Raw genomic sequence first — 20,882 nt, forward strand, 5'->3', positions numbered from 1 at the left:
GCGCTCCACTGTCTCAGCACACCTTTCCGGGAACGGGTATGCAGAGGGCGGGGGCCGACATCGTGGTCGACGATTGGTCGACGAGAACATCACCCTGCGGTGAGACTATGGTCTGTAGGCGCGACAGTAAGTCCCGCACACTCACGACGATCCCCCCGAGTTTCTCACTCAGCCGCTCCAGGTCAGGAATCGCTTCAGCAAGCTTGTCGGCCATCGGCTTCAATGTGGACTGCCACGTCGGCTCAATGGCCGCGATGCGCGACAACACCTCGGCGATCGTCGTGATCGATTCGTCGATCTCGGCTCGCTTGTCGATCGCGATCGTCTCCATCAAATTGATTCTCGTGATCATGTCTCCGAGTACCGATTTCGATGCGTTGACCGCGGTTAAATATTCGTCGACGAACGCCAACATTCGGGAGACGTCGTCGTTTTGCTTATCGAGGACATCGACAAGCGATTCGATCGCGTTCCCTGTTCGCCGAATCCCCTCGGGGCTCGACGCGATCGCGGTCTGCGCGGCCGCGAAATTTTTCCGTAAGGTCTCGCCGTCTACATCGGCGATCGGTGTGGCGGCGTCTTGAAATACGCGCGACAGACTGTACGGCAGCCGGACGTGGTCGGCTGGAATCGATCTCTTCCCCAACGCGGATGTGCCGGCCGGAGTGACGGCAACATAGTGACCACCGACGATGGTGAGCATTCGGATGTCGAGCGTTGTCTGATCTCCGAGGAAGACGTCACTATCGACGGTGAACGTCATCTGGACGGTGTCAGCTTGCAGCTCGAGCGATGTCACCTTCCCCACCGGCACTCCGGCGACTCGAACGCCATCCCCCTCTTTGATCGATCCGGCTTCGGACAGATCGGCGGTGTAGGTCGACTTACCCAGCGGCACAACAAAGACGACAGCACTGACTACGAGGGCGAGCACAACGACAACGGCGCCTGCTACGCCCCACCACAACTCGTGTCGTTCCAGTGCAGCACCGTGAAGAATCGGCTTGCTGCTCCCAAAGCGAATCCTCTTGGGCGACTTTTGATTCAGCGTTTGCATATCGATATCCTTTGCCCGCCGATGAGCATTTGTAAGGGGCCCGGCGCAGACACGTTTCCGTTCGTGCAGGCGAGGTTCACACCTGGCCCGGTGTCAGGGATGAGGGCGTTGAGCGTTTGGAGCAGCGCGGGTAGCCGACCGAGAACCTCGACTGCGTGCTGCGGATCGGGGAACAATAATTTGATATCGGTGTCGAAATCGGGATTGGTCTCGGTTGTAAGCCCCAGAGTGGCGAGCAGATTGTTGATCGGCCCCAGGATGGGTGGAGCGATGAGCGCGAATTCGATAATGCTGCCGATCTTATCGTGCAATGTGGCGATCAATGTCGAAAGTTTCGTGATCAGCGAGACCAGTTGCGCCGACTTCCCGCCGATCTTGTCGGAGATCGCCCTCAGGTTCGAGACGAGGACGGAAATGACGGCTTGACGGTCGGTGACATAGTTGCTCAACTTCTCGATCGACTCGAGTGCCGGTCCGATTCCGGCACCGTTTCCTTCGATCACAGCGAGCATAGTCTCAGCGAATTGATTCAGAGCGCCCGGTGAGAATTCGGCAAGAACGGGTTCCAGCCCATTGAACAATGCTGTGATATCGAAAGACGCAATAGTTTGCGACGTACCGATCGTCGTTCCTGCCGAGATCTCAGTTGACAACACCGCCGGTTGCTGGATGTCCACGTACCGTTGGCCAGTGAGATTCTGATAGCGGATCGCGAGTTTGCTCGAGTCGTAGATCGCTCGCCCGCGTTGCAGGGTGAATCTCACAACCGCCTGGTTTGCGTCAAGCGCGATCGACTGCACCTTGCCGACCTGCACGCCGTACATGCGCACGTCGTCACCGGACTTGAGGCCGTTGGCGTCGGTGAAGACAGCAGAATAGTCATGAGTGTCTCCCGACACTGGTCGTTTGACCGCTTGCACTACGAACACCAGCAGTACCGCGATGACGACCGTGAACAACATCAACTTCCACGCAACTTGGACGACCGATTTCATCGCGGGCCTCCTGCTATCGGGGCAGATGAGGTCCCTAGCAGCGGTACCGACAATGCTGGAACTCCACGCAGCGTCAGCGCCAGGTTGAGTATCGGCCCGTCCGGTGTGTCGGTGAACGACTTGTCCAAGCGGGCCAATATTTCGCGGAGTTGGGATCCGGACAGTTGCGGCGACGGCACCATCTGACTCGTGATGTTCAGAATCGGCGTCAGCATGTCGGCATAGCCGCTGAAGTAACGCTGCGCAGTGAACAGGGTGTTGGCGACCGCCGGAAAGAAATCCTTTGCGATCGTGTTGACACCGGTGTCGAAAAGATCGCGCTGGGTCCGCAATACTTCGATGTTCTTGAAGCGGTCCAACAGCTTGACAGTGCCGTCAATCAGCGCAGCGGCGCCTGTCAGCGTGGATCCATACTGACCGAGCAGGAACGAGACGGGATATATCTGTGTGTCTGCGAGGTTCTGACCGGTAGCAATCATTGCTTCGATCAGCGGTGTGAACCAACTGAGGTTGGCGGCAACCCTCGTCAAGTTTTCGGCGAGCCGCGGTGTGAGTACGTCGCCGCTCGTCTGAGAGAGGGACCGGATAAGCGCACCCATCGTGGCGTCTTGCGCCCTTGCCGAATGATCACCGCTAAGGTCTATTATCGCGTTTTCTTGCAACGGAGATCCGCCGTCCCTGCGTTTCAGCTCGACCTCGCTGATGCCGAAGAGGTTTGCCGGTGCATAGTCGATGGCAAGGCTATCGGTGACACCGAAAAGCCGTGACTGGTTCAGCCTCAAGGTAATCAGCTGTCGCCCGGACTCCCCGCTGTCGATGGCGGCAATCGAGCCAACGTTCACTCCGTCGAGACGGACCTGGGTTCCTGGCGCGATACCGTCCCCGATCGAATCCGTCTGTAGGACGATCTGCATCCGGTCGTCCCCGCGGGCCTTGTCGACCGCGATCCACGAGATCGCCACCACCGTGACCAACGCTAGTGCGAGCACACCAGCTACTTTTGAGCGCCGCTTGTTGGTCGATACTCCTGGAATCCCGTATATCGGCATAGCCCTATCCCGTGAAGTCGATCGATGAATTAAAGCCCCACAGCGCGAGGGTCAGCAGCATATCCAGGGCGATGATCGCCACAAAGCTCGCGCGAACCGCCCGACCAGATGCAATACCCACCCCTTCCGGACCGCCGGTTGCGAAAAAGCCTTGGTAGCAATGAATCAGGATGACGGCGATGCAGAAAACTAGGACTTTGATAACCGCTGCGATCACATCCCAGCCGCTGATGAACTGGAAAAAGTAGTGGTCGTAAACACCGGATGCTTGCCCGTGCAGCAAAACGATGACCAAGCTGCATGAGAAGTAGCTCAGGATCAATGCGATCAGAAACGTCGGCACGATCGCGATTGCCCCAGCGATCACCCTGGTCGTAACGACGAACGGTATCGACCGCAGGCCCATTGCCTCCAGCGCGTCGATTTCCTCCGAGATTCGCATCGACCCGATCTGAGCGGTCATCCGACATCCGGCCTGGGCCGCGAATCCGATGCCGGCAGCGATCGGAGCCAACTCGCGAGTGTTGGCGAAGGCCGAGACGAGGCCAGTGACGGGGCCCATTCCGATGATGTCGAGGGTCGCAAACGATTCGATCCCGACCGAACCGCCCATCACCAGGCCGAGCACGATCAGCATCGGAACCGTGCCACCGCCCACAATGATCGACCCTCGCCCCCACGTCATATCCGTGATCGTGCGCATAGTCTCGGCGCGATACCGCTTGAGCGTCAACGGGATCGACGACAAAGCTAGCCAAATGAAAGTCAGGACGAAGCCGAATGTTTCCACCGGTGCCGCTGCACTGCCGCGTTTGTCGAGGATCCGTCTCACCCAGCCGAAGTGTTTGGGTGCATAACCCGACGCGGGCATCAGGCCAGCCTCACGGGGATGAACATCGTGACCAATTGAGTGATCAAAAGGTTCACGATGGTGATCGAGACAACCGAAAGCACCACAGCCGCATTCACACCGTCGGCAACACCACGTGGACCCCCCTTGGCTTCGAGCCCCCGCTGGCAGGCGATCACCACCACCAGGAACCCGAAAATCATTGATTTGAGGAGCGAGACCCAAACGTCGGCGAGAGTCACAAACGAGCCGAACGTTCCCCAATAACTACCCGGTGTCACGTCCTGAGCACCGACCGCCACAGCGTACCCAGCCGACACGCCGACGAAGATGATCAAGATATTCAGCATCGGCGCAACGATCACCATCGCGACCATTCGCGGAATGACAAGCCGGTGTATCGGACTGATGCCCATAGTGCGCAAAGCATCTATTTCCTCGCGAATGCTGCGGGCACCCAGATCCGCTGCGATCGCCGCGGCGCCGGCGCCGCCTAAAAGCAGACCCGTCGCCAGCGGTGCGCCCTGCTTGATCACCCCGAGGCCGCTCGCCGCCCCCAGAAGTGAATCCGCGCCGAGCTGATGAATCAAGTTGCCGACCTGCACCGACACGATCACGCCAAACGGCACCGCCATCAGGATCGCTGGCAACGCCGTCACGGTGATCAGATACCAGCACTGTTGAAGCATTTCTCGCCACTGAAATTTCAAACTGACAATATCGCGGGCTGCACCACCGACGGACTCCTTTGCGACGTCCACCGCTCGACCGAACGTTCGCAAACTCGAGACGACCGCGTCGGAAAAATTCTTCCGCACGATCCTCGCATATGGGGAAGCTACTTTGTTTGGAGCGCTCCGCGTAGCGGTCGCAAGTACATTTCTTTCCGTCATTTCCTTCCCCCGAGATTTCGGCTGAATGAATTGTACTTGAATCGCCGAATCTCAGGGATCGTATCGGAGGTCCGCACGGTTGACCCCGCTGTGTGCGGCACATCGTCAACCGTTCGACCGCCCGCGGTTGGATCTGCCGCGTACCCGCAATTGAATCTGCGTAGCCGAGTCACTTGTCGCCATTTTCGACGCGGCGTGTCGAGGATGTGCCAGTCGGGATCACGGGCCGAAGCGTCTCGATGCCGTATACATAGTCGTTCAGGTCGTAGTGGCGGTTCTGCCAGTACATTTCGCCATGCGTTGACGGCCGAAATGGTGAATCTCCATGATGATCAAGGTAATAGGTATTCGACCCCGCGCATGTTGGAGTGAACAACATGTTCGATTCTTGTCGCTTCAAGCACTTCTTGAAATACGCATCATGGACGTTTCGGCGGATTTCGCAACTCGTCGCACCACGTTTGTTCGCCTCACTGATTGCCCTGCTCAGGTGAGCCGTGGTGGCCTCGATCATCCAGATGTAGGAACCGAGCACAAACCCGTAAGGTCCGATGACGAGGAATAGATTGGGAAAGTCCGGGATCGACACACCCTGATAAGCCTGGAAACGATTATTCTGCCAGAATTCTCCCAGCTCCATACCACCGCGTCCGACAACCGGGAAAGGCGGCATCGACCCTTTATCCCATAGCTTGAAACCTGTTGCACAGATCAACACGTCGACCTCGTGCTCGATCCCGTCGACCGTCACAACACCCTTCTCAGTAACCCTTTCGATGGACTCGGTCACCAAGCTCACATTGTCGCGATTAAAAGTCTTCAGATACGTGTTCGACATGGACGGTCGCTTGCAACCGAACCCGTACTGCGGGATCAATTTCTCGCGGATAGCCGGGTCGTCGACCTGGGAGCTCATCCACTTGCGCATCTGATTCTCCGTTGCGCGTCTGCTGAGGTCATTCAACCACGCCGGTCCGACCAGCATGGTGCTCATAGCGAGTTCTGTCGCGACCGTGCCGACAACACGAAATGCGGACCGAAGAGTTCGACGGCCGAGGATGCGTCGACCACGAGACCCGATCTCCGCGTCGACTTTGGGACCCAACCAGATCGGTGTTCGCTGAAACACCGTGAGTCGACCGACCTTCTCGGCGATCGCCGGCACGAGTTGCAGCGAGGTCGCGCCGGTGCCAATGACCGCGACCCGTTTGCCCGTCAAATCCACGTCGTGATCCCACAATGCGGTGTGCATCAACGAACCTGCAAACGAGTCGAGTCCGTCGATGTCAGGCAGCTTCGGGCGCTCTAGCCCCCCGACGGCAGGAACCAGGAACCGGCATGTGATCTGCTCCCCGCCGTCGGTACAAAGCCGCCAAAGATTCTGCGTCTCGTCGAATTCAGCGCGTTCTATCTTGGTGTTGACGCGCAACTTCTCACGCAGGCCGTGCTTGTCGACAATCTCTCTCGCATACCTAAGTAACTCCGCGCCTGGGGCGAAAACGCGCGACCAGTCTGCGCGCTGTTCGAAGGAGAAGCTGTAGATGAACGACGGGATGTCCACCGCCACACCAGGATAGGTGTTGGCCAACCAAGTGCCGCCCACGTCGCCCCATTTCTCCACAATCAGGTAGTCGGAGATACCTTTTCGTTGAAGTGCGATAGCGGAAGCAATTCCACCGAACCCTGCGCCGATCACGACGACTTCGTGATCAGGAACTTCTTCTTCAGAACTGGCCGTCGTCTCGACTTTCGTACTTGAGGTCATGCGCGAGATCCTGTCGTTGTCAGCTATTTACTTGAGATGGTCGACGAGAGTGCCCTCGGCACCGAACAATTCAGCGCGCCAGTACTCCAGAAGCGCCTCGTTGTCGATATCGGACGGGTGAAAGCCCGGCTTCATGTAACGCAGCAGGGGTGGCGTCAACCCTTTGAACAGCGGCCCTCGCAGCGTCGCCGCAGCTCCGCGCGTAATCCGCAACGGATTGCGCCCCTCCGGATCCTGGACCAACGACACCAACGTCGCCACAGCGATGAGTGGGAACGCAAGGCTGGACATTCCCGCCATCATGGCAATCCGCAACCACTCGGGGCCGCCGACGGTCTTGTACACATCGAAAGCCACGGCCTTGTGCTCGACCTCTTCGAGCGCATGCCACATCAGCAGGTTCTTGACCTCCGGATCGTGGGCCATGTCCTGCACCTCTTGATTCGACAGGATGCGCTCTGCGAGGATCGCCGTGAAGTGCTCAGCAGCTGCTGTCATCGCCAAAGGCATGAGGCTGGGTAGCCATTCTTCCAAGCGCTGAATCGGCTTGAAGATCGCATTCATGAACCTGGTGCTGTAACCGATCTCCACGAGCTTGTCGTTCAGGGAACGATGTTCTTGTCCGTGCGACATCTCCTGACCGATGAAGCCGCGAATCTGCTGGCGTAAAGCAGGATCGGTGATCTGGTCGCTGTATCGGCGAACCGACCGGATGAACAACTCTTCGCCAGGAGGAAACGACATCGACAGTATCGCGATCAGGTGGCTGAATACGAGGTCGTTGTTCGCGAAGTGGCGCACCATAGGAGTGGGCTCGCCGAATTCGAACTTGATTCGGCGGAGCTTGACTCGGTCCACCGGCGCGATTGGTGCGGGTTGACCATAGTCGGCCGGAGCCATAGATGTGGATCTGCGAGCCGTAGTCATCGGTATTCCTCCAGTAGGTACGTTCGAGATAACATACTGTGAATGCAGTATGTGACTTACGTCATTGGCCGTCAACGTCGGCTCGTTGTGTTCACCGGCGTGAGGGAAGGCAACGCGTGCCGTTGCCGCCTTCCTCGCCCAAGCTCGTCCATTGCCGGTTCGAGCTTGTGCGTAACACTACGGTATGCGGTACCCCGTGTCACGCATTTATTCAGAACTCGAGAGTCAGAACCACGGATTCGGCTCTGTCGCCCTTGCCACCACACGCTGACTGTGACAACCGAGGGAACTCCACTCGATTTGAATTACTCTGTGCGCCATCACCATTGGAGATAGATCGAAGGACAGGCTCGCATCTTGATCCTGAGCCGAAGTTCACCCTCGGTTCAGCACCGAAAGTACCGCAAGGCAGCTGGAATACGAGCCATCTGGCGAGAACGGCCAATGACCTTGCGCGTAGCCGACGATAGTTCAGCCCGCTCGGAGGCTTTCGAGACGTCCTGTCTCGTCGGGGACGTGACTGCACAATCTCGCGCCGCACCGTAAACGAGTTGGCGCCGATGCGGCGCAAACGCTGGCCAAGACGGGCCCCATTCGACCCAATCCCGAGTAGACCAGCGGTATCGAATATTGCATTCCACTCGAACTGTGTGGGTTCGCCGCTCGGGCATGCAGGAGTGGAAGTCACTCGCCGCAATTGTCTACCACTCGCGGAGTGCAGCTTTGAGGCCGATCGTCGCCTGGCGGTCCTTCGCTCAGTGTCGATGGCGTAACCGGCAATGCGGACGGACGAGTCGGTACTTCAGCGCGAGGCTCACTGGCACATACCCAACGACGCGATCGACCAACCTTCTCCATCAGCACTATTCAGACACGCAATGGGCAGTGTCAGAGTCCACTGCGAGTTTCAACGAACGGTCAAAACGAGACTGATGGTATCGATCAAACCTCCTCTCGGAGTCGGTGTGTTACCTCGTCGAGCAACAGGTCCCCGTACACTCGGCGTTGTGGGTACTTGCAGACTAGAAAACGAATTGACGGTGTCGTGGTGCGCCCGTTGAAGACGGCGGATGGGAATTATGTGGACCCGCGAACCGCTCGTTCACGCGCCCGACTCATCGACGCGGCAACGTCGTTGCTTTCTTCGGGTGGGGTCGGGGCGGTGACTATAGATGCAGTGACAGCGCTGTCGCGGGTTGCGCGTACGACGTTGTACCGGCAGTTCGGAAGCAGCACACACCTTCTCGCCGCAGCCTTCGAGCATCTCCTGCCGCCGGTGGTGGCGCCTCCTGCGGGAGGCGATCTTCGCGCGCGGCTCGTCGACATAGTGTGTCGGTCGGCTGAGTTGATCGACGCAGCACCGGTACAACTCACTGTTCTCTGTTGGGTGGGTCTCGGCCCAGCTCAGCTGGACACCGATCACGCGGCCGGAGTCAACGGAGACAATCCGGTCGGCGCTGAAAACGACGCCGTGGCGTCGCTGCGGGCTCAAGTTTCCAATCGATATCGACAGCCCTTCGAAGATTTGCTCGATAGCCCGCAAGCGAAGCGGCAACTCGGTGACTTCGATACGACCTTGGCCATAACGCAACTCGTGGGTCCCGTGGTTTTTGCACGACTCGCCGGTCTGCATTCGTTGGGACCGAGCGAACTCACCCAGATCGTCGACGATTTTCTTGCGGGCCGAAAGGCTGGTGCCGAGATCAGCGACCGCTCTCGGATCCCAGCTCGGGTTGCTCGGCCCGAGGTCGAAGATCCTTCTGACGGCCAGGCCTGACCGCACGAATCGGCGCTGGCGGAACCGACGACGAGATTCGTCGCCGCCCGAACCGATCATGACCAACATTCCCACGAAGCACGCGACCTGCGCACGTACGAATCGTCACCACCAAGAATCCCGGTGCCCTGATTCTGGATGCGCTGGTGCCCAACGCAATCGCGAGCACGGCTGTATAGGGAGCCGCGATCGCGGCCTCGATCAATTCCGTTCCTACTCAGCGGCGTCACCGGTTCATCCATGTGAGTTTGCATGCTGCAGTTGTCGTCTTGACCAACGCCAGCCCTTGACCGGGTTTCGCTATTGCTGGTACCGCTAGTCCGGTCGGAGGAGCTCCGCCATCGCGGACGTCAGCTCACTTGCGGTTGGACTGCCGGCGGGGTCCGCCATCTACGCCGATGTCGGCAGATGAAAAGGTGGTCGACCTGTCCCTTCTAGCCGGTAGCGACCCCAAAAGTCGAGGTCCCCAACTGTTGTAGATGACTCTCCGCAAGGCGTTTTCAACGTCGCCTTCGTGCGGCCACCTCGTAGAACTTCGCTTAACTGGGGGGCCGGCCGGGTCCGGCCGTACCAGCGATATAGACCGTCGATCGGCTGGAAGAAGCCACGCAACTCGATATCTACGTCGAAATCGCGGCCGTCGATCGTCAGTCTGGCGGGTCCGATGTAGTCCGAGCGTTCATGCGAATCAGCCACGTTGTACTGCCTTCCTTAGGGTTTCGGGAGTTACGGTCCGGTCAGCCGACACCTTGGCGTCCAATCCGACCTCATGAGATTGGGCGCGTCGGAAGCTCATCGGGACTTGACAACCGAGGCGCTTCCACACAAAGTTATAGCATACTGCGAGTAACGGCTATTGTCGGAAAAGTACCTCGCCGAAACGCAGTCGCAGCTGCCAAACGACAACTGCCCGCCATGCAGGCGGATGCGGGCAGCGATAGCTCGGAATACTCGAACTCTGCAAAGGATGACGAAAGATGACCAGTCACGAAGTTGCACTTCACGACGACCGAACGTCCGACGATCGCTTCGTGCGGGTAGCCGGGAGGAGGCCAGTAGACATACAGAAGTCCGCTGGTCGGCTGCTGAGATCGTCTGCAGAGAAGTCATACGATGCTGAAGTCGACGTCGACTGGGACAGCCCGTGGGCGCCAGACAAGAAATGGCTACCCGAACATAGAACTTCGCTCTACGGAACAAAGATCTGGCAGCGACTCACTCCCGCACAACGAGTGGAGCTCGGTAAACATGAAATCGTCAGCATACTGAGCTTCGGTATATATGCTGAGAATTTCTTGAGTTCGGCACTGCTACGCACCGCTGCCAGAGGCGACCTCACCGACGATAAATCCCTCTACGCCTTGGCTGAGGTCGGCGACGAGTCGCGCCACTCGACCATGTTCGCTCGGCTGATCAATAAAACCGGTATCGCGCCGTACAAGCTCCCGATCGGGAGTCTAACCTTCGCGAAGATGCTTCACTTTATTCCCCTCGGACCGTCCGTGTCCGGCGCGACGTTGCTTATCGAGGAAATATTGGACCGGGGCCAGCGCGAAGCAATGAACGACGAAGAATTGCAACCGCATCTCAGACAGCTCATGAAAATTCACGTGCTCGAAGAAGCGCGACACATTACGTTTGCACGGATGGAACTCGTTGACGGGATGCACCGACGTCGTAAGTTGACGCGCGCTTGGCACCGCGGAGCACTCGCGGTCATTGCCAATCTCGCTTATCCGATTCTGATCAATCCACGTGTATACCGGTCGATAGGCGTACATCCGATGCGGGGCTTCATCGCGTGCCAATTCGGCCCCCACTACAGCGAGAATCTTCAGTTCATGTCCGAGCCGATGATCCGCTTCTTCCAAGAAGCGGGAATGCTCGACGGAAAGATCACCCGCTGGCTTTGGAGATTGAGCAGAAGCCTTCCCGACGACCTCGCGTGACTGCAGCGCATCAGGTTTATGATTGCCCCTCCTCGCGGAGTCGCTCGTCACGCGACTCCAAGACAAATGACCCCAATGACTGCAAACTCAACCTAGAGGATACAAATGACGACACGCACAACCAGGAAGTCGAAGCCCAGGTCGACAGGTGCCAAGATTCACCGCACCGACATACTGATAGTCGGCAGTGGATTCTCCGGACTAGGCATGGCGATGCAGCTTCGCAACGCTGGACTTGATGATTTCCTTATCATCGAAAAGGCATACGACATAGGCGGAACGTGGCGCGACAATGTATACCCCGGTTGCGCCTGCGATGTGCCGTCCTACATGTACTCGTATTCGTTCGAACCCAGATCCGACTGGAGCAAAGTATGGGCGGGGCAACAAGAGATCCAGGACTATCTCACCAGTCTGGCCAAGAAGTACGACTTGTACTCCCGCACCCACTTCGGCCGCGCTCTCGCCAGCGGCTATTGGGATGAGGCTGAATCGAGATGGCGGGTCACGACATCTGACGGAAGCGAGTATGTCACACGCTTCCTAATTTCCGGAATCGGCGCCCTCCACATACCGAACATTCCCGAAATCAAAGGTAAGGACACATTCAATGGGCAATCGTTTCATTCAGCACAATGGGATCACGAATGCTCGCTGGAGGGTAAGCGGGTAGCCGTGATCGGCACCGGCGCAAGCGCCATTCAGTTTGTGCCTAAGATAGCGCCGCTAGTCTCCGAATTGCAGCTATATCAGCGGACACCAGCATGGGTGCTTCCGCGCAGGAACTTCTCGGTCCCGGGTTCCCTCCAAAAGATATTCGCCCGCACACCCCTGCTACCGAGAATCCTTCGCTCGGCGATCTATTGGTCCGCGGAATCTCTGGCGATCGGGCTAAACGGGCACTCCAACCTGATGCGGCCAATCGAAAATATAGCGAAGCGGAACATCTCCCGTTCCATTGATGATCCCGCGCTACGTGAGCGTCTGACTCCCGACTATCGAATTGGCTGCAAACGAATCCTCGGATCGAATGACTACTATCCTGCTCTGAACTTGCCGTCGACGACCGTGATCACCGATGGAATCGCGGAAATAAACGAAGATCGTATCGTTTCTATGGACGGCGAGGAGCGCGAGGTCGACGTAATCATCTATGCAACCGGATTCCACGTCACCGACGGATTCGACAGTCTTAAGTTGAAAGGTTCTACCGGCCTCGAGTTGGCAGCACATTGGAACAACAGCGGAATTAACACCCATCTGGGAATCGCAGCTGCTGGATTTCCGAACCTCTTCTTCCTACTCGGGCCGAATACGGGGCTAGGTCACAACTCAGTAGTTTTCATGATTGAATGCCAAATCAAATACGTGCTCCAAGCGATTCGGTTGACTTCCGAACACCAAGCCGACGCACTCACCGTGCGACAGTCTGTTCAAAATACCTTCAACAGCACGATCCAGCGCAAGCTGGCCAACGGAGTCTGGACTAACGGCGGCTGCACAAGTTGGTACCTCGATTCCAACGGTGTCAACCGGACAGTGTGGCCCGGCTTCACCTGGCAGTACTGGCTGCAGACTCGCAAGGTGTCCGAGTCCGACTTCGAATTTACCGGACGTCGAGAATCCAATACAACCAAGCTAGATACAGTAGGCGCCCACATGGCAGAAAAGGCGAAGTCATGAGGACATTTTCGAATAAAGTCGTAGCGATCACGGGAGCGGGATCAGGAATCGGGCGCGCCCTCGCGCTGCAGCTTGCTGCAGAAGGCTCCCGATTGGCGTTGTCCGACGTCAACATCGACGGAGTTTCCGAGACGGCCGCGCAATGCCAATCAGTGGGCTCTCTTGCTCGAGCCTACAAGCTCGACGTCGCCGACCGAGAAGCGTTCAAGGACCATTGCTCGGCGGTAATCGAGGACTTCGGCTCCGTCAACATGTTGGTCAACAACGCCGGCGTGGCTCTGGGCGCCGACGTCCTCGACATGAATTGGGAAGACTTCGACTGGCTGATGGGAATCAACTTCTGGGGTGTCGCGAACGGGACGAAGCTGTTCCTCCCTAAACTCATCGAATCGGGCGACGGCCACGTTGTGAATGTTTCCAGTGTATTCGGGCTCATGGCGATTCCTAGTCAAAGTGCCTATAACGCAGCCAAGTTTGCGGTCCGAGGGTTCACCGAAGCCCTTCGACAAGAAATGAGAATTGGCCGCCACCCGGTGGGCGTGACGTGTGTGCACCCAGGTGGCATAAAAACAAACATAGCGCGGAATGCTCGCGGCGTTGAGGCCATTGGAGACCTTGGGAAGATGGTCGAGCATTTCGACCGAATAGCTTTGACAACACCGGAGCGAGCAGCGAGCGCGATCCTGAAGGGAGTGCGTCACAATAAGCCTCGCGTGCTGATTGGACCAGACGCTCGGGGATTCGATGTGATCACTCGGGTGGTTGGGCCACGCTATCAGGATATAAATGCGCCATTGGCCCGCCTGGGCTACGCGATCGGGCGGAAGTCGGGTTTGCTGCGTAGCGAGACGCCGTAGCTTTTTCGCTCGCAGCCTGAGTTGTTGAACTATTTGTCATAAATCACGAAGGATCTGTACCTTGACTTCATTGAGCCCTGGGCTGGAACTCCGCGTTGCTGAGGTTTTCCAGGAGAGCCCACAGGCGATATCCATCGTCTTCGACGTCCCGGATTCGGGCGTCGAGCATTTCCAGTATCTACCTGGCCAGTTTCTAACGCTCCGTGTTCCGAGCGAGAGGGATGGATCTGTTGCACGTTGCTATTCGTTGTCGAGTTCTCCGCACACCGAAGATACCCTTGCGGTCACGGTTAAACGGACCGAAGGAGGATACGCCTCCAACTGGTTGTGCGACAACATCGAATCGGGAATGATTTTAGCAGTACTTCCCCCTGCCGGCCACTTCACTCCAAGGGACCTCGATCGAGACATGGTGTTGTTCGCTGCCGGCAGCGGTATCACTCCTATCATGTCCATTATCAAATCCGCACTGGCCGAGGGCTCGGGCCATATCACTCTGTTCTATGCGAATCAGGACTCCGAGAATGTGATCTTCGGTCCAGACCTAGCCCACTACGCAAAGCAATATTCGGAACGCCTCGACATTCAGAGCTGGCTCGAGAGCGAGCAAGGTTTGCCGACCGCAGATGTCGTGAAATACCTGTGTTCGGCGCACCGAAATTCTGAATTCTTCGTCTGTGGCCCTCCGCCATTCATGGATCTAGTCGTTAGATCTGCGGAAAGCGTGAACGTCACCCACGACAGAATACACCGCGAGGTTTTTCAATCGCTGCATGGTAATCCCTTCGAGGTGAAGGAACGCGCCAAATCCGCCTCGGCCGAAGACAGCGCACAAGCGATCGTCTATCTGAACGGCGAGAAGATCGAGATCGCGTGGCCAAGAGATCTCGGGCTGCTGGACGCGCTATTGAACGAGGACTACTCACCACCGTACTCATGCAAAGAGGGGAGTTGCGGCGCGTGCGTGTGCAGACTGCTGCAGGGGGATGTGGCCATGTTGGCGAACGATATCCTCGTCGCTGCCGACATCGCGGAAGGCGAGCGCCTAGCATGTCAGGCACTCCCTTTGACCGATGAGGTTACCGTCACCTTCGACATCTGACCACAACCTCGAAATCGCTTCGCTCGTGGTCGCTGTCCCTTTTCGACAACTAGCGGGGGGAGACATCCGTGCGCGCCTCCGCGAGAAATCGGAGTGTCATGTAGTCTCGGCACGTTAGACGCGGGCGTAGCATCAACAGTCGGAGACGGTGTGGTCAAAAGGGTTGACGCACGTTCATCTCGTTGGGTCGATCACCGCGCGGCGGTACGTGCGGACATAGTCGAGGCGGCTTTTCGCGCTTTCGACAAGAATGGCCCAGACGCACACATGGATGACATCGCCAAAGAAGCTGGTGCTACAAAAACCAAGTTATACAGACACTTCAACGATAAGCGCGATCTGCATGATGCTGTCGCTCGCCGTGTCAAGGACTTGCTCTGGGAGGGCGTTCTTGGAAGCATCAATTTCGAGTCGGACTCTATCGACGACATTCTTCACACGGCGGTTAGTCAGTACGCGCATTTGGTAGATCAGCATCCGAACGTATTTCGCTACCTGATGCGTAGCCATTTCTCCGACCGTTCTGGAGGTCCCGACCCTGCTCTGGATGACACCCAGCAACTTGCGACGCTGATCTCCGATCACTTCGCATCGGCACTGCAAAGTTCGGGAGTGAGCACCAAAGGGATCGACATGACTGTTCGTTCGATTGTCGGCGCCGGTCTCTCGGCCACCGACTGGTGGATCGAGTCTCAGTTCAGTCGCAGCCGAGCCTTGTCTTTAGACGATTTCATCGGTCAGCTCAGCGTAATTATTTGGGGTATCATCGACGCCACCAGCCGTTCGCGAAACGTCGAGTTCAGGCGCCATTTGCCCCTAGATTCGTCTAATGTTCGCGTCATAGACGAAACTCGATCCAGTGCGGAACAGCCGGTGATCAAATGATTGCATCAAATGCTTTCTCTCGGGCACCGGCAAGGTCATTAGGTTCGTTCTATGTCGAGACGGCGCCCTTAGTCGGTGCGGCGTCGTAACTATTGCCTCCGGCGTTTTCACCAGTTGCATGGTGCACCAGTTGCCTGCGGCGTTGCACCCGTGCGGTTCGTCGCGGTCCGGCACCGACGAGCACGTCTCCGCTTCCGGACCGGGCGCAGAATTGTTCTTCACAAGAGGTTTTCGGGTACGAACCGGTTACCAACGTGGCAGGTCGCAGTAGAGGTGTTGTTCGGCTTCGACCCTTTCGAAGGCTCCCCGAGGGTGGTCAACTCGCGTCACTAGCCAGGTATCGGAAGTTCGGCACGCGGTTCAGTTTCTATCTGAGTCTGCGGCGCGTTGCGCAGCCTCTCCCCCGTCCACGCCTATGTCGATCCACGCCAAAACAGACCGGCCGCAAACTGGGTCTTCAGATTTAGCAGGGGCGTAAGTGCCTGGCCCTGGATGGCGCTCGCCGTGATAGGCGGGTGCAGGCCCACCGTACCCGGCGACGTTGATTGTCCGGTGTTCTGAACCCGAACGCGATTCGACCGACGTGTTTGACGATGCGGTTGTAGCCCTCGCTGCGTGCGTTGGACAGTCCAGTCTCGATCGCGAGGATCATCGGTTCCTGCCACGTTTCGATGGTTTCGGCGAGTTTGTGAATCTCGGGCACCGAGCAGGCGGGAGCAATGATCAATACCTGTGGATGAGGGTTTTGGGAGGGGCGCACCTTCCCGGAGGATGATCTTCACGGAATCAGGTATTCGATCAAGACCAGCGTTGGCGCGCTGGTTGGGAAGGTACGCCCTTGCTCAAGGTAGTTCACGCCACCGATTCATCCAACGCGGACGGCGACGTGCCCGTGCGGTCGTTGCTCGACGAGATCGTTCGCGACGGCGCCCGGCAGATGCTCGCGGCGGCGTTGCAGGCCGAGGTCGCCGCTTACATCGACCAGTTCGCCGATCAGGTCGACGAGAACGGCCACCGCCTGGTGGTTCGAAACGGCTCCCACCACCAACGCGACGTACTGACCGCGGCCGGTGCCGTGACGGTGCAGGCGCCGCGAGTCAACGACAAGCGTGTCGATCCGGATTCCGGTGAGCGGCAACGCTTTGCCTCGGCGATCCTGCCGGCGTGGACACGGAAGTCCCCGCAGATGAACGAGGTGCTGCCGCTGCTGTACCTGCACGGGCTGTCCACCAGCGACTTCGGGCCCGCGTTGGAACAGTTCCTCGGCTCCGGTGCCGGGCTGTCGGCCGCCTCGATCACTCGGCTGACCGCGCAGTGGCAGGACGAGGCGAAGGCATTCGGAGAGCGCGACCTGTCCGGTACCGATTTCGTCTACCTCTGGGTCGACGGCATCCACCTCAAAGTTCGGCTGGAGCAAGAGAAGCTCTGCCTGCTGGTGATGATCGGGGTTCGAGCCGACGGCCGCAAAGAGGTGGTCGCGTTGACCGACGGGTACCGGGAATCGACCGAATCGTGGGCCGACCTGCTGCGCAGCTGCCGACGCCGCGGCATGACCGCACCGGTGTTGGCGGTCGGCGACGGCGCGCTCGGGTTCTGGAAGGCTCTGCGGGAGGTGTTCCCGCAGACCCGGGAGCAGCGCTGCTGGTTCCACAAACAGGCAAATGTGCTTGCCGCGCTGCCGAAGTCGGCGCATCCCGGCGCGTTGGCGGCGATGAAGGAGATCTACAACGCCGAGGACATCGACAAGGCCCAGGTCGCCATCAAAGCGTTCGCGGTCGACTACCAGGCGAAGTATCCGAAAGCGGTCGCGAAGATCACCGACGACGCCGACGTGCTGCTCGAGTTCTACAAGTATCCAGCCGAGCATTGGGTGCATCTGCGCACCACGAACCCGATCGAATCCACCTTCGCCACAGTACGCTTGCGGACCAAGGTCACCAAGAGTCCCGGTTCACGGGCGGCGGGAATCGCCATGTCCTACAAGCTGATCGATGCCGCGCAACTTCGCTGGCGGGCGGTCAACGCACCCCACCTGGTTGCGCTGGTCCGTACCGGCGCGGTGTTCCACAAGGGCAAGCTGCTCGAACGCCCGACCGATATCACGCCCGAAGCGTCAACAACCGAGCCGGAAACCGCCGAATCGGAGGTCGCCTGAAAGTTCCCGATCCACAGGTATTGACAATATCTCGCGGGGCTTGGGCGTATTCGTCGATGATCTTGTTTCGGTACTCGTTGGTGAACGTCCGGCGGGTCGGTTTCGCGGCGGGATCAACCGCCTGGACAGACGAGGTCGTTGTGGTCGGGCTGCTCATGGGATGTCGCTCCAGTCATGCCCTCAAAGACAGGTTCTCGGGAAGGTCCGAGTGTCTCACCTAAGCCTGCCAGAGAGGGCACCGAGATGGGCCGAGTGCTTCCCTGGGCTGTGCCACGTCGTTATTAGGTCCTATCGGTACTGTTACTGCATCCGTTCTGGATCCGGTTCGTATCGCGGTCAGCACGCGATCAGTTAAGTCGAATAGTGTTGTTCTACACCTTATTTCGCATGAATTTGGTCAGAATAAAGAGGCGAGAAGGGCGGCTCGTGGGGTTGTGCACGCTCAGGTTTACCGAGATGTGATCGCGCAAATTGCGATACATGTAGTAGCGTATACTGGCAGGCTATACCTGCATGAATCGCAGAGGGTGACCTGCCCTCTGCTGCGCAAAGTACAAGCACGGAGCATGGGTGCTCGAAGGGCGGATTCCAGCGATCGTTGCAACACCTGCCCCATTTGGGTCGGATGTTCGATCTCCGCAAGGTCCGTACTCAGAGGGTCCAGCGCATTAACACCACCCAAAGGAGGACGGCATGACCGCAAATCAGGAACAGGTACGGACCGCGCCGATCGACCGTGTCAAGCCGCGACGGATCAAGTTCGAATTCGGTGAACCGACGCCGATGGTGCGGCACTTCGCGAACAACGACCTGGTGTTCAGTCATCTCATCGCCACGCTGTCGATGTCGTTTCCTGTCGGTGAAGAGTTGTTCATCCGGTCGGTTCGCCGGTACAGCGACCAGATCGCTGATCCCGTGCTGCGGCAGCAGATTCGAGGCTTCATCGGTCAGGAAATGTCGCACGGGCAAGAACACCGTCGACTCAACGACAAGCTCGTGGAAATCGGGTACAGCACCAGGACGGTGGACACAATCCTCAAGGGCGTAGAGCGCTTAGAAGGATGGTTGCCAAAGCGTGGACCGTTGGCGATGACCGCGGCGGCGGAGCACTTCACGGCAGTCCTCGCGGAGCGAATCCTGTCCAGTCAGGAGGTGCAGGACATGGCCCACGATCCGGAGGTCAAGAACCTGCTGATGTGGCATGCGCTCGAGGAGGTCGAGCACAAGGCTGTGGCGTTCGACGTGTACAAAGCCGTCGGCGGCCGCGAATGGTCGCGAATCATGACGATGGTGACGATGTTCGGCGTCGCGTTCCCGCTCATCGCTGCAGCAACGCTGGTTTCGGTGGTTCAGGATCCGAAGGGGCGCAATCCGGTGCGAATTGCTCGTGGAACTGTGGCGACGCTGCGGGGGCCGCTCTTCAAGGGGATGACGCCACTCCTGTTGCGCTATATGAAGCCGGGCTTCCACCCCTCCGACATCGACAACGAGGCGCTTCTCGAGTACTGGCGCGCTGAATTGTTCGGTACCGAGGGCACCCTCGTCGACCATCTCACATAGAGGGGATGGGCTTTGGATTCGATTAGCCGCCTGCGGAATGGAATCGGCCTAAAGTCGAAATGATCGGTTCGGCCGCATGGCAGACGCGCGTCAACGCCCTCTCCGCGAACTTGGTACACTTCGTCTTTCAAAACGTTCTCCGCCGCTGCAGCGACCGTGGCATCGTTCGGGAAATAGGCGCACGCCACAACCAGCTCGGCGTCGGCATCACCTGCAATCGCACCAGCCTTGTCCACGGCCTTCAGCGATGATTCAGATCCGTCGGTCCCGACGATAATCGTGCGATAGGCAGTCATGCTTCCTCCATAGGGTGTTGGTCGCAGGTTCGGTACACCCAACGGGTCGGGTGGGGCGAGCCGCCGTAGTCCGAGGCCGGAATTAGTCAAGTCAAATGAGACAGTGAAGGTCAGTTCATCTGTGGTTGGGTAACGGGTTCGTTGATGAAGAAGACGGCTGGCATTTTCGGTGGTGTCGGTCGGCGAGAGAACCGTGCCGGGTTCGCCTGTAGGCGGCGGTCAAAGTGATCTGACGGGCCTCGTCGACCGCGTCCGAGGTGCCGAAGTGGACCGAAGCTGGTGTGTGCCAGCCAATGCCGGAATGACGGTGAATGTGGTTGTATTCGTTGAAGAATCCTTCCAAGAATTGGCGCGCATCAGCCAGTGAGGCAAAGGCTTTCGGGAAATCGTGCAGATACTTGAGAGTCTTGAATTGCGACTCCGAGAAGGGATTATCATTCGAAACTCGTGGTCGCGAGTGCGACCTCGTGATCCCGAGGTTGTTCAGCAACGCCGACACCGGACCCGAGGTCATGGACGTGCCGCGATCGGCGTGCACCGTATGCGGGACAGCACCATTGCAGGTGATCGCTTCGTCGATGAAATCCTTTGCCAGATCAGCGCTTTCGTGAGCTGCCACGATCCACGCCGGGTTGTAACGGGAGTAGATGTCGATCAACGCGTACAGGTGAAACCAGACGCCTTTGCTGGGGCCGCGGAGTTTGGTGATGTCCCACGTCCAAACCTGCGAGGGCCCGTCGGCGAGAAGTTCGGGTTTGACCTTCGCCGGATGAGTTGCCAACCGGCGCCGTTCCCGGCTCTGACCTGCGGCGGACGCGATGCGGTACATGCTCGACATCGAGCACCAGTAGTTCCCTTCATCGAGTTCGCGGGCCCAGATCTGGCAGATCGCCAGGTCCGCGTACGCAGCGGTGTTGATGACGGTGAGCACGTGCGCTCGTTCGGCGGCGGTGAGTGCCTGTCAGCAGTCACGTAATTCCCCACCTCTGAGGGGTTGTCCGTCACGTAATTCCTCACCCGCCGTCACGTAATTCCCCACCCCGTGGGGCGTGTCCGGTCCGGGGTTCGGGTGCTGCTCAGGT

At 58.3% G+C, this 20,882-nt stretch carries 17 protein-coding genes and 2 pseudogenes; 8 read left to right on the plus strand and 11 right to left on the minus strand.

The window, feature by feature from the left end; translation table 11 throughout:
* Positions 1–13 precede the first annotated feature (13 nt).
* From FGL95_RS21380 to FGL95_RS21410, 7 genes are all read right to left on the minus strand, one after another.
* Positions 14–1,057, minus strand: a complete 1,044-nt coding sequence (locus FGL95_RS21380) for an MlaD family protein (RefSeq protein WP_169590500.1) — start codon at positions 1,055–1,057, stop codon at positions 14–16.
* Positions 1,045–2,052 (minus strand): MlaD family protein, encoded by a 1,008-nt coding sequence (locus tag FGL95_RS21385; RefSeq protein ID WP_169590501.1) that lies wholly within the window; start codon positions 2,050–2,052, stop codon positions 1,045–1,047. The genes FGL95_RS21380 and FGL95_RS21385 overlap by 13 nt, the downstream gene beginning before the upstream one ends.
* Entirely contained in the window at positions 2,049–3,041 is a 993-nt protein-coding gene (locus FGL95_RS21390) for an MlaD family protein (protein ID WP_169590503.1), read from the minus strand. The genes FGL95_RS21385 and FGL95_RS21390 overlap by 4 nt, the downstream gene beginning before the upstream one ends.
* Before the next feature lie 64 nt (positions 3,042–3,105).
* The gene (locus FGL95_RS21395) at positions 3,106–3,972 is read right to left on the minus strand and encodes an ABC transporter permease (protein WP_169590504.1); all 867 of its coding nucleotides are present in this window, start codon (positions 3,970–3,972) and stop codon (positions 3,106–3,108) included.
* Positions 3,972–4,712, minus strand: coding sequence for an ABC transporter permease (locus FGL95_RS21400; protein WP_420838069.1), 741 nt, complete (start codon positions 4,710–4,712; stop codon positions 3,972–3,974). The genes FGL95_RS21395 and FGL95_RS21400 overlap by 1 nt, the downstream gene beginning before the upstream one ends.
* A 301-nt stretch (positions 4,713–5,013) precedes the next feature.
* Positions 5,014–6,609 (minus strand): flavin-containing monooxygenase, encoded by a 1,596-nt coding sequence (locus tag FGL95_RS21405; protein WP_169590507.1) that lies wholly within the window; start codon positions 6,607–6,609, stop codon positions 5,014–5,016.
* 27 nt (positions 6,610–6,636) lie between these two features.
* A complete protein-coding gene (locus tag FGL95_RS21410; RefSeq protein ID WP_169590595.1) occupies positions 6,637–7,509 on the minus strand; it encodes a metal-dependent hydrolase in 873 nt (290 codons plus the stop codon).
* Between the two features lie 1,189 nt (positions 7,510–8,698).
* Between FGL95_RS21410 and FGL95_RS21415 the strand changes: the two genes are divergently transcribed.
* Positions 8,699–9,313 carry a TetR family transcriptional regulator gene (locus FGL95_RS21415; RefSeq protein ID WP_338079960.1) on the plus strand — a complete coding sequence of 205 codons (615 nt, stop codon included), beginning with the start codon at positions 8,699–8,701 and terminating at the stop codon, positions 9,311–9,313.
* A gap of 390 nt (positions 9,314–9,703) precedes the next feature.
* Here the strand turns inward: FGL95_RS21415 and FGL95_RS21420 are convergent, their stop codons facing one another.
* Positions 9,704–10,009, minus strand: coding sequence for a DUF4873 domain-containing protein (locus FGL95_RS21420; protein ID WP_169590511.1), 306 nt, complete (start codon positions 10,007–10,009; stop codon positions 9,704–9,706).
* A gap of 281 nt (positions 10,010–10,290) precedes the next feature.
* On the opposite strand from FGL95_RS21420, the gene FGL95_RS21425 reads away from it, so the two are divergent.
* The 5 genes from FGL95_RS21425 to FGL95_RS21445 all read left to right on the plus strand — a co-directional run bounded on the left by FGL95_RS21425 (position 10,291) and on the right by FGL95_RS21445 (position 15,789).
* Complete coding sequence (locus FGL95_RS21425; protein WP_169590513.1) at positions 10,291–11,262, plus strand: AurF N-oxygenase family protein; 972 nt, start codon at positions 10,291–10,293, stop codon at positions 11,260–11,262.
* Positions 11,263–11,367: 105 nt separating this feature from the next.
* Positions 11,368–12,945 carry a flavin-containing monooxygenase gene (locus FGL95_RS21430; RefSeq protein WP_169590514.1) on the plus strand — a complete coding sequence of 526 codons (1,578 nt, stop codon included), beginning with the start codon at positions 11,368–11,370 and terminating at the stop codon, positions 12,943–12,945.
* Positions 12,942–13,802 carry an SDR family NAD(P)-dependent oxidoreductase gene (locus FGL95_RS21435; protein ID WP_169590516.1) on the plus strand — a complete coding sequence of 287 codons (861 nt, stop codon included), beginning with the start codon at positions 12,942–12,944 and terminating at the stop codon, positions 13,800–13,802. Before FGL95_RS21430 ends, FGL95_RS21435 begins: the two co-directional genes overlap by 4 nt.
* A 61-nt stretch (positions 13,803–13,863) precedes the next feature.
* Positions 13,864–14,904 carry a ferredoxin--NADP reductase gene (locus tag FGL95_RS21440; protein WP_233530274.1) on the plus strand — a complete coding sequence of 347 codons (1,041 nt, stop codon included), beginning with the start codon at positions 13,864–13,866 and terminating at the stop codon, positions 14,902–14,904.
* 150 nt (positions 14,905–15,054) lie between these two features.
* Complete coding sequence (locus FGL95_RS21445; protein ID WP_338079961.1) at positions 15,055–15,789, plus strand: TetR/AcrR family transcriptional regulator; 735 nt, start codon at positions 15,055–15,057, stop codon at positions 15,787–15,789.
* 463 nt (positions 15,790–16,252) lie between these two features.
* Here FGL95_RS21445 and FGL95_RS21450 read toward each other — a convergent pair.
* A pseudogene (locus tag FGL95_RS21450) lies at positions 16,253–16,501 on the minus strand (transposase); the annotation flags it as partial.
* 126 nt (positions 16,502–16,627) lie between these two features.
* Here FGL95_RS21450 and FGL95_RS21455 point away from each other — a divergent pair.
* Together FGL95_RS21455 and FGL95_RS21460 are read left to right on the plus strand one after the other, a co-directional pair.
* Positions 16,628–17,944, plus strand: coding sequence for an IS256 family transposase (locus FGL95_RS21455; protein WP_169590519.1), 1,317 nt, complete (start codon positions 16,628–16,630; stop codon positions 17,942–17,944).
* Between the two features lie 693 nt (positions 17,945–18,637).
* Entirely contained in the window at positions 18,638–19,504 is an 867-nt protein-coding gene (locus FGL95_RS21460) for a metal-dependent hydrolase (protein ID WP_169590521.1), read from the plus strand.
* A 101-nt stretch (positions 19,505–19,605) separates the two neighbouring features.
* Here the strand turns inward: FGL95_RS21460 and FGL95_RS32445 are convergent.
* Both FGL95_RS32445 and FGL95_RS21470 read right to left on the minus strand, forming a co-directional pair.
* Positions 19,606–19,800 (minus strand): annotated as a pseudogene (locus FGL95_RS32445) (universal stress protein); the annotation flags it as partial.
* Positions 19,801–19,915: 115 nt separating this feature from the next.
* The gene (locus tag FGL95_RS21470) at positions 19,916–20,731 is read right to left on the minus strand and encodes a DDE-type integrase/transposase/recombinase (protein WP_169590525.1); all 816 of its coding nucleotides are present in this window, start codon (positions 20,729–20,731) and stop codon (positions 19,916–19,918) included.
* Positions 20,732–20,882: the final 151 nt, after the last annotated feature.

Source organism: Antrihabitans stalactiti (genome assembly GCF_012932915.1).
GTDB lineage: Bacteria > Actinomycetota > Actinomycetes > Mycobacteriales > Mycobacteriaceae > Antrihabitans > Antrihabitans stalactiti.